The sequence below is a fragment of the Streptomyces sp. NPDC059957 genome (assembly GCF_042730015.1).
In the GTDB taxonomy this organism is placed as follows: Bacteria; Actinomycetota; Actinomycetes; order Streptomycetales; family Streptomycetaceae; genus Streptomyces.
On record NZ_JBHWMB010000144.1, the window covers coordinates 1 to 8,742 of the forward strand.

Annotated in this window: 8 protein-coding genes and 1 pseudogene; 3 read left to right on the top strand and 6 right to left on the bottom strand. The window is 71.6% G+C overall.

What is annotated here, in order from left to right; translation table 11 throughout:
- The first annotated feature begins 171 nt into the window (after positions 1 to 171).
- Positions 172 to 693 (top strand): DinB family protein, encoded by a 522-nt coding sequence (locus ACFWBW_RS40920; protein WP_385384737.1) that lies wholly within the window; start codon positions 172 to 174, stop codon positions 691 to 693.
- A 27-nt stretch (positions 694 to 720) separates the two neighbouring features.
- Here ACFWBW_RS40920 and ACFWBW_RS40925 read toward each other — a convergent pair whose 3' ends face one another.
- Positions 721 to 1,524 carry an alpha/beta fold hydrolase gene (locus tag ACFWBW_RS40925; RefSeq protein ID WP_385384740.1) on the bottom strand — a complete coding sequence of 268 codons (804 nt, stop codon included), beginning with the start codon at positions 1,522 to 1,524 and terminating at the stop codon, positions 721 to 723.
- Between the two features lie 131 nt (positions 1,525 to 1,655).
- Between ACFWBW_RS40925 and ACFWBW_RS40930 the strand changes: the two are divergent.
- Positions 1,656 to 1,811 (top strand): annotated as a pseudogene (locus ACFWBW_RS40930) (DUF397 domain-containing protein); the annotation flags it as partial.
- Here the strand turns inward: ACFWBW_RS40930 and ACFWBW_RS40935 are convergent.
- On the bottom strand, positions 1,808 to 2,707 hold the full coding sequence (locus tag ACFWBW_RS40935; RefSeq protein ID WP_385384743.1) for an HNH endonuclease: 900 nt from the start codon (positions 2,705 to 2,707) through the stop codon (positions 1,808 to 1,810). The pseudogene ACFWBW_RS40930 and the gene ACFWBW_RS40935 sit on opposite strands and share 4 nt — an antisense overlap.
- A 91-nt stretch (positions 2,708 to 2,798) precedes the next feature.
- Between ACFWBW_RS40935 and ACFWBW_RS40940 the strand changes: the two genes are divergently transcribed.
- On the top strand, positions 2,799 to 4,733 hold the full coding sequence (locus ACFWBW_RS40940) for a protein kinase (RefSeq protein WP_385384746.1): 1,935 nt from the start codon (positions 2,799 to 2,801) through the stop codon (positions 4,731 to 4,733).
- A gap of 59 nt (positions 4,734 to 4,792) precedes the next feature.
- On the opposite strand, the gene gatB is transcribed toward ACFWBW_RS40940, so the two are convergent.
- The 4 genes from gatB to gatC are packed head-to-tail and all read right to left on the bottom strand — an operon-like array spanning position 4,793 to position 8,379.
- Positions 4,793 to 6,301 carry an Asp-tRNA(Asn)/Glu-tRNA(Gln) amidotransferase subunit GatB gene (gene gatB, locus ACFWBW_RS40945; protein ID WP_385384748.1) on the bottom strand — a complete coding sequence of 503 codons (1,509 nt, stop codon included), beginning with the start codon at positions 6,299 to 6,301 and terminating at the stop codon, positions 4,793 to 4,795.
- Positions 6,302 to 6,317: 16 nt separating this feature from the next.
- Complete coding sequence (locus ACFWBW_RS40950; protein WP_266904189.1) at positions 6,318 to 6,569, bottom strand: hypothetical protein; 252 nt, start codon at positions 6,567 to 6,569, stop codon at positions 6,318 to 6,320.
- Positions 6,566 to 8,077: an Asp-tRNA(Asn)/Glu-tRNA(Gln) amidotransferase subunit GatA gene (gene gatA, locus ACFWBW_RS40955; protein WP_385384752.1), complete on the bottom strand. Its 1,512-nt coding sequence runs from the start codon at positions 8,075 to 8,077 to the stop codon at positions 6,566 to 6,568. Before gatA ends, ACFWBW_RS40950 begins: the two co-directional genes overlap by 4 nt.
- 5 nt (positions 8,078 to 8,082) lie before the next feature.
- Positions 8,083 to 8,379 carry an Asp-tRNA(Asn)/Glu-tRNA(Gln) amidotransferase subunit GatC gene (gatC, locus tag ACFWBW_RS40960; protein WP_007266718.1) on the bottom strand — a complete coding sequence of 99 codons (297 nt, stop codon included), beginning with the start codon at positions 8,377 to 8,379 and terminating at the stop codon, positions 8,083 to 8,085.
- Between the last annotated feature and the right edge of the window lie 363 nt (positions 8,380 to 8,742).

The following is an 8,742-nucleotide window of genomic DNA, read 5'->3' on the forward strand; positions in this document are numbered from 1 at the left end:
AGGGACCGGCCCGCACCGAAAGGACACTGGACTGCCGGGCTCCCACCGGCACTCGTCGAAGCCACCGACTGGCCCGCAGCACAGGCGCACCCCCCGCCCCCGAATCAATCCCCCAGCCGGCATGACCCGAGGCCTTCCACCACCCCGGACCAACGGGGCAGGATCTCAGCCATGGCAGCAACATCAGGATCCGCCCACCGCGTCGCCCCTCCGCTCGCCGGGGGCGAGCGCGAGACGCTCCGCGCGTACCTCGACTTCCACCGGGCCACCCTCGCCTGGAAGTGCGAGGGCCTCAGCGACGAGGAGTTGCGCCGTCAGGCGTCCCCGCCCTCCACACTGTCCCTGCTCGGGCTGGTCCGGCACATGGCGGAGGTGGAGCGGCACTGGTTCCGGCGCACCTTCGGCGGGGCGGAGGTCCCCCACCTGTGGTCGGACACCCACGACTTCCAGGCCGCCTACGACGCCTCCGACTCGACCCGCGCCGAGGCCTTCGCGGCCTGGCGCGCGGAGGTCGAGCACGCCCGCACGGTGGAGGCGGCCGCCGAGTCCCTCGACGTGACGGTGCGCGTCGAGAAGTGGGAGGAGGACGCCTCGCTGCGCCTGCTCATGCTGCACATGATCCATGAGTACGCCCGCCACAACGGCCACGCGGACTTCCTCCGCGAGGCCGTCGACGGCGCCACGGGCGCCTGAGACCCCCCGCCCCTGCCCCCGCCCCGCTCACCCCCGGTCCGTCTGCACCTCCGCCAGGAATCCGGTGACCAGCTCCGCCCACTCCCGCGGAAGCTCGGCGAACGGCAGGTGGCCGGTGGCCAGTTCGGCCCACCGGGCTCCCGGCAGCGCGTCCGCGAGCTCCCGCTGGACCTCCAGCGGTACGAGCCGGTCGGCGGTGGTCGCGATGACGAGCGCGGGTACGTCGATCCGCGCGAGGTCGGCTCGCAGATCCGCCCCCTTCACCAGTGCGGCGTGGTCCCCGCCGCCGGGCGGCAAGGAGGCCTCGGTGGCCCGTACGACCTCCTCCACCTGCTCACCGGTCAGCCCCTCGAGCACCTGCGGGCTGAGGGCGAGCGGGACCAGGAGGCGCGCGAGCAGCTCGCTCTCCCCGCGGCGGGCCAGCTCGGCCCAGAGGTCGGTGATGAGCCCGAGCCGGTGGCCGGCGCGGGCGAAGCTCGCCGTGAGCACCAGCGCGGTGACCCGCTGCGGGTACCGGGCGGCGATGCGCGCGGCGACGTTCCCGCCGAGGGAGTAGCCGAGCACGGCGAACCGGTCCAGCCCCTCGGCGTCGGCGGCGGCCACCAACTGGTCCGCGAGCTCGTCCAGTTCGAGCGGCCGCGCGGCGCGCGGGGTGCCTCCCGTTCCCGGGTAGTCGACGCCGACGACGCTGTGGCCTGCGGCCAGGGCGTCGAGGATCGGCCCGAAGTTCGACTCGACCGAGCCCCCTCCGCCATGGGCGAGGAGCAGGCCGGGACCTCCGCTCTCCTTGCGGACGGTACGGGCGTAGGTGCTGGTCAGTGCAGCGCTCATGAGATCCCCTTGAGTTTCGTAGCGGTCGCTACAGAAAGAACCGTACATGCTTTAACTAGCGATCGCTACAGAATTCTTGATCTTGTACGGCGCCGTACGGGTCGACAGCGCGTCAGCTCCGCCCCACCCGGCGGAAGTCCAGCTACAGCACCGACGAGGGCGGCGCCTGCGTGGAGGTCGCCGCCCACACCACCTCGGTGCACGTCCGCGACTCCAAGGTCACCGAGGGCCCGGTCCTGACCGTGGCCCCCGCCGCCTGGGCCGCATTCCTCGACGCCGCGTCCTAGGCGGCGCCGGGGCCACTGCCCAGGAGGGACTTGTGCGCCCGCTTGGCCTCGCGCTTGAACCGCTTGCGCAGCTCCCCGCTGCGACTGCCACGCGTCTTCATGGCGTGGCAGTTGGGGCACAAGGCGATCATGTTCTTCGGATGGTCCCGCCCTCCCTCGGAGAGGGGCTTGACGTGGTCGACCTCAAGGATCGGCTCGCCGTCGTTCGTCACGTCGGCGGGCATCCCTCCGCACTCGGGGTTCTCGCACGTCCCGCCGGACCGGTCCAGCACCGCCCGCCGGGCTTCAGGGTCCCGGACGGGCTCGTTCACCGTACGCTCGGCCCATTCGGTTTCCCGTCCGCGCCGCGCCTCGCACACTCGCCGGTACCGCTCTGCCGGATCGAACACGGCCCGCAGGCGCCTGGCGGCGAACTCGGTGAAGAAGTCGGCGTCTTCACCGCCGAGTCGGGTGAGGTCGTGCCACATGGTCCCGAAGACGTCGCCGACCGAGGGCGGCAGGTCCCACGAGGACAACGGCTCGGCAACGGTCGTCCACAGGACGCGGCGCCGTCGCGCCAGTTCCAAGCCGTCCGTGGGGTCGTAGTACGCGTCGCCCGCGACAACACCCACGTGAATGCCGATCGTGGCCTTGCTGGCGACCACGACGTGCCCGGGGGCCATCTCGGTGACGAACCGGTAGATCTCCCCGCCCACCCGACCGGCATCGGCATCCGGCCGCGCCCGGCGGACGATGCTCTTGGCGGGCTCCCGCTCGGTACCGGCCGGGATCTCCGGGATGTCCTCGTGCGCCAGCGAACAGTAGCCGCCGTCGAGCCACGGGCCGACCCAATCCCGGTTGGTGACCGCGTGGTACGGGCGTATGGACCACACCCGGTGGTCGGCATCAGCAGGCATGATCCAATGCTAGCCACTGGGCTCCCATTGACCACGTGAGGCCCCGCACGGGAAGCTGATGCCCACTCAAACTATCGGCGCTGGGGGGAAATTGACCAGCCAGAATCTGCACATCGGGCCGGACGCGGCAGCGGACCGCTACCGCTTGCTCCGGTCCATCGGGCGCGGCGGGGAGGCCGTGCTCTATCTCGCGGAGATCGAGCTCGCGGGAGGATCCGAGCCCGTCGTCGTGAAGGTGCTCGACTCCAAGACCACGATCACCCCGGACGTCTTCGACCGGATCAGCCAGAAGTGGAACGAGCAGGCGGAACTGCTGCGCTTCGTCCACCGGCCCGGCGTCGTGGGCGTACGGGAGCACTTCGAGGGGCCGCCGATCCACCGGCCCGGGGAATCCTCGACGCTGACCGGACGGGCCCTGGTCCTGGTCATGAACCACGTCGACGGGCTCGACCTGCGCGACTGGCGGGCCGAGCGGACCCTCGCCACGGCCGCCGAACGGCGCGAAGTGATGCGCACGCTCGAGCAGTTGGCCGACGTACTGGACTGGCTGCACTCGGGGAAGGCCACCCCCTCCGGGCGTCAGGTGATCCACGGCGACCTGTCCCCCGGCAATGTCATGGTCGACGCGCACGGGCAGGCCACCCTGGTGGACTTCGGCCTCAGCAAGCTGACCGCCGATCACCAGACGGCGGAGGTGTGGTTCACCCAGGGCTACGCGGCGCCGGAGGTCTTCGAGGGGAAGCGGACCCCGGGCGCGGACCGGTACGCCTTCGGGGCCATCGCGTACTTCCTGCTGAGCGGGGAGTCCCCGCCCTCGACGCCCGAACTGCTGGCGCAGGCCCTCGTACGGCTCCCGCAGTTCGCCGTACTGGACGCGGAGCAGCGGGCGCGGATCGCCTCCATCTACGCCGCCGACCCGCTGAAGCGTCCGCTGAACCTGGCGGGCTGGATGAAGGACATCCGCCGCGCGGTGGTGTCCACCACCACGTCCACCTCCCAGCGGGTGGTCCAGGACGCGGTGCCGGTACCCGTACCGGTGCCGGCACCACCGGCGACTCCCCCGGCGGCGGCCCCGCCGAAGCCGGTGGCCCCGCCCCAGCAGCCGGCGCAGCCGCCGGCGGCTCCGACGGCGTCCCCGGCCGTCCCGGCGAGTCCCCCGGCCGGTCCCCCGGCCGCTCCCCCGGCCCAGCCGGTCTACGTGCCTCCGCCCACCGAGCCCGCGTACACCCCGCCGCCCACCGAGCCCGTCTACACCCCGCCGCCGGTCCAGGCGAGCGTGCCGCAGGGGTACGGACCGGCGCCCACCACCGTCTCCGCCGCGGAACCGGCGCCCGCGGCGTCCCCGCGCAAGAAGCGGCGGCGGACCGGGCTGGTGCTCGGGGCGCTGCTCGCCGTCCTGGTGCTGGCGGGCGGCGCGGTGGCCGGCGTAAAGCTGCTCGGGGACAAGAAGGACGCGGACGGATCGAACACGGCGTCCGGCGGGGACAAGGCGGCCTCCTCCCCCGCCGCCCCCGAGGAGCCGGCCCCCACCCCCACCCCGACGCCGACTCCGACTCCGAGCCCGTCTGAGTCCGGCGACCCGACGGCCCAGCCCACGGCGACCGGCTCCCAGCCCCCGTCGGGGGTCGCGCCGGGAGTCAATGCCGCCGATCTGACCGTCATGAGCCCGGTGACGGACCTGGGCGGGTTCGAGGTCCGGCCGGCCAAGATCGACACCAAGGAGTACGGGGCGGCGTTCGTCGCCGAGCGCCGCTGCTACAGCGACACGTACACCGAGTTCGACCTCAACCGCGCCTGGAAGAAGCTCGACTTCATCGTGGGCATCGACGACGGCTCGACCAACGAGAAGGGGCGGATCAGCTTCTCCCTCGACGGCCGGCCCGCCGGCTTCTCCGAGCTCGTGCAACTGGGCAAGCCGATCACCCACACCCTTGACGTGAGCGGCGCCCTGCGGCTGCGGATCAAGGTGGACAAGGGCTGCGACAACGGCACCGTCGTCATCGCCGCCCCCACGCTCAAGCGCTGAGACCGCGAAGGCCCCGCACCGGAGATCCGGTGCGGGGCCTTCGCGTACGTACGGTGGGGCTATTCGGATACGCCCAGGCGCTCCAGGATGAGCTCCTTGACGCGTGCCGCGTCGGCCTGGCCGCGGGTGGTCTTCATGACCGCTCCGACCAGTGCGCCGACGGCGGCGATCTTGCCGCCGCGGATCTTGTCGGCGATGCCCGCGTTGCCCGCGATGGCCTCGTCCACGGCCGCGCCGAGCGCGCCCTCGTCCGAGACGACCTTCAGGCCGCGCTTCTCGACGACCTCGTCCGGGGTGCCCTCGCCGGCGAGCACGCCTTCGAGGACCTGGCGGGCCAGCTTGTCGTTGAGCTCGCCGCCCGCCACCAGGGCCGCGACGCGCGCGACCTGGACGGGGGTGATGGGCAGCTCGTCGACGACGACGCCCTGCTCGTTGGCGTTGCGCGCCAGCTCGCCCATCCACCACTTGCGGGCGGCGGTCGAGTCGGCGCCGGCCTCGATGGTGGCGACGATGGAGTCCACCGCGCCCGCGTTGAGGATCGACTGCATGTCGTGCTCGGTGACGCCCCACTCCTGGAGGAGGCGGTTGCGGCGCACGCGCGGCATCTCCGGCAGGCCGGAGCGCAGCTCCTCGACCCAGGTGCGGGCCGGGGCGATCGGGACGAGGTCGGGCTCCGGGAAGTACCGGTAGTCCTCGGCGTTGTCCTTGATGCGGCCGGCCGTGGTGGAGCCGTCCTCCTCGTGGAAGTGCCGGGTCTCCTGCACGATCGAGCCGCCGGAGGAGAGCACCGCCGCGTGCCGCTGGATCTCGAAGCGGGCCGCGCGCTCGACGGAGCGCAGCGAGTTGACGTTCTTCGTCTCGCTGCGGGTGCCGAACTCGGACTCGGGGGTGGGGCGCAGCGACAGGTTGACGTCGCAGCGCATCTGGCCCTTGTCCATGCGGGCCTCGGAGACGCCGAGCGCCTTGATGACCTCGCGCAGTTCGGCGACGTACGCCTTGGCCACCTCGGGGGCGCGCTCGCCGGCGCCCTCGATCGGCTTGGTGACGATCTCGATGAGGGGGATGCCGGCGCGGTTGTAGTCCAGCAGCGAGTGGGACGCGCCGTGGATGCGGCCGGTGGCGCCGCCGACGTGCAGCGACTTGCCGGTGTCCTCCTCCATGTGGGCGCGCTCGATCTCCACGCGGAAGATCTCGCCGTCCTCCAGCTGGACGTCGAGGAAGCCGTTGAAGGCGATCGGCTCGTCGTACTGGGAGGTCTGGAAGTTCTTCGGCATGTCCGGGTAGAAGTAGTTCTTCCGGGCGAAGCGGCACCACTCGGCGATCTCGCAGTTCAGCGCGAGACCGATCTTGATGGCGGACTCGATGCCGATCTCGTTGACGACCGGCAGCGCGCCGGGCAGGCCGAGACAGACCGGGCAGGTCTGCGAGTTGGGCTCGGCGCCCAGCTCGGTCGAGCAGCCGCAGAACATCTTGGTCTTCGTGCCGAGCTCGACATGGACCTCGAGGCCCATGACGGGGTCGTACGACGCGAGGGCGTCCTCGTACGACAGCAGTTCAATGGCAGTCACAGTGGAAATTTCCCTCTCAGCCCAGCAGGACGTCGTCGTCGCCGAGACGCTTCAGTTCGCGGTACAGGATCGCGAGGCCGGTGACGATGGCGGCGGCGGACACGACGGCGTCGATCAGCTTCAGCGTGTCGTGCTCGGTGCGGGCCTTCTTGGCCTGCTTGACGACGCTGAGGGCACCGAAGGCGGTGGTGCCGATCGACAGGTACGTACCGGACTTGGACTTCCTGAAGCCCTTGGCCTTGGACAGCGCACTCGTATTGGAACTCACAGCGACGGAGCCTCCTCAAGCAGCGGGTGACCCCAGCGCTCGACGAAGGCGGCCTCGACTGCGGCACCCACCTTGTACAGGCGGTCGTCCTTCATCGCCGGGGCGATGATCTGGAGCCCGACCGGGAGACCGTCCTCCGGGGCCAGGCCGCAGGGCAGCGACATGGCGGAGTTGCCGGCCAGGTTGGTCGGGATGGTGCACAGGTCGGCGAGGTACATCGCCAGCGGGTCGTCGGTGCGCTCACCGATCGCGAAGGCGGTGGTGGGCGTCGTCGGGGAGACGATCACGTCGACCTGCTCGAAGGCCTTCTCGAAGTCCCGCGTGATGAGCGTGCGGACCTTCTGGGCGGAGCCGTAGTACGCGTCGTAGTAGCCGGAGCTGAGCGCGTACGTACCGAGGATGATGCGGCGCTTGACCTCGTCGCCGAAACCGGCTTCGCGGGTCAGGGCGGTGACGTCCTCGGCGGACTTGGTGCCGTCGTCGCCGACGCGCAGGCCGTAGCGCATGGCGTCGAAGCGGGCCAGGTTCGAGGAGCACTCGGACGGCGCGATGAGGTAGTACGCGGCCATCGCGAGGTCGAAGGACGGGCAGTCCAGCTCGACGATCTCGGCGCCGAGCTCGCCCAGGAGGGCGACGGACTCGGTGAACCGCTGGACGACGCCGGCCTGGTAGCCCTCGCCGGCGAACTGCTTGACGACACCGACGCGCAGGCCGGCGACGGAGCCGTTTCGGGCCGCCTCGACGACCGGCGGGACCGGGGCGTCGATGGAGGTCGAGTCCATCGGGTCGTGGCCGGCGATGACCTCGTGGAGGAGGGCCGCGTCCAGGACCGTACGGGCGCAGGGGCCGCCCTGGTCGAGGGAGGAGGAGAAGGCCACCATGCCGTAGCGGGAGACGCCGCCGTAGGTGGGCTTCACGCCGACGGTGCCGGTGAGGGCGGCGGGCTGGCGGATCGAGCCGCCGGTGTCCGTGCCGATGGCCAGCGGCGCCTGGAAGGCGGCGAGCGCGGCCGCGGAGCCGCCGCCGGAGCCGCCGGGGACCCGGGTGAGGTCCCAGGGGTTGCCGGTGGGCCCGTAGGCGCTGTTCTCGGTGGAGGACCCCATGGCGAACTCGTCCATGTTGGTCTTGCCGAGGATGACGACGTCGGCTTCCTTCAGCTTGCGCGTCAGGGTGGCGTCGTACGGCGGGATCCAGCCTTCGAGGATCTTCGAACCCACGGTGGTCGGGATCCCGACGGTGGTGAAGATGTCCTTGAGGGCGAGCGGTACGCCGGCCAGCGGGCCGAGCTTCTCGCCGCGCTCGCGCTTGGCGTCGACGGCGGCCGCCTGGGCCAGCGCGCCCTCGCGGTCGACGTGCAGGAAGGCGTTGACCTTCTCGTCGGTCGCCTCGATGCGGGCCAGGTGGGCCTCGGTGACCTCGACGGCCGTGAGCTCGCCGGAGGCGATCTTCTCGGCGGTCTGTGCGGCGGTGAGCCTGATGATGTCGATGGTGCTGTTGATGTCAGCCATGGTGATTAGTCCTCCCCCAGGATCTGCGGCACCTTGAAACGCTGCTGCTCCTGGGCGGGAGCGCCGGAAAGCGCCTGCTCGGGGGTGAGCGACGGACGGACCTCGTCCGCGCGCATGACGTTCGTCAGCGGCAGCGGGTGGGAGGTCGGCGGGACGTCTTGGTCGGCGACCTCGGAAACGCGGGCGACCGCGCCGATGATGTCGTCGAGCTGTCCAGCGAAGTGGTCGAGCTCTTCGCTCTTCAGCTCCAGACGTGCCAGCCGAGCGAGGTGGGCGACCTCCTCGCGCGTGATGCCAGGCATGCAGCGATCCTCTGGGGGTTCGAGTGTGTAGGTTTCGGCCCCAATCCTATGGGGCCCCGCCCCCGCCCGGCGCCCCGGTTTACCCCCGGGGCGGTACGAAGCCCCCGCGCGGGCCGATTTCCGCTGCGCGACGGGGCCGCCTGCGGCGGCTTGTACGGAGCCCCGAGCCCGTGCCCGGCTGCGCGCGGCCGCTGCGCGGGGCAGAGTCCCCGCGGCAACCCTCGCCGCTGCGCGGGGCAGAGTCCCCTACCCGCCCTTCGCCCGTTCCCCGGGCTGCGCCCGGACCCCCTGGGGCTCCGCCCCAGACCCCGCGCCTCAAACGCCGGCGAGGCTGGATGTACCCAGCCCGGGGGTCCGGGGGCC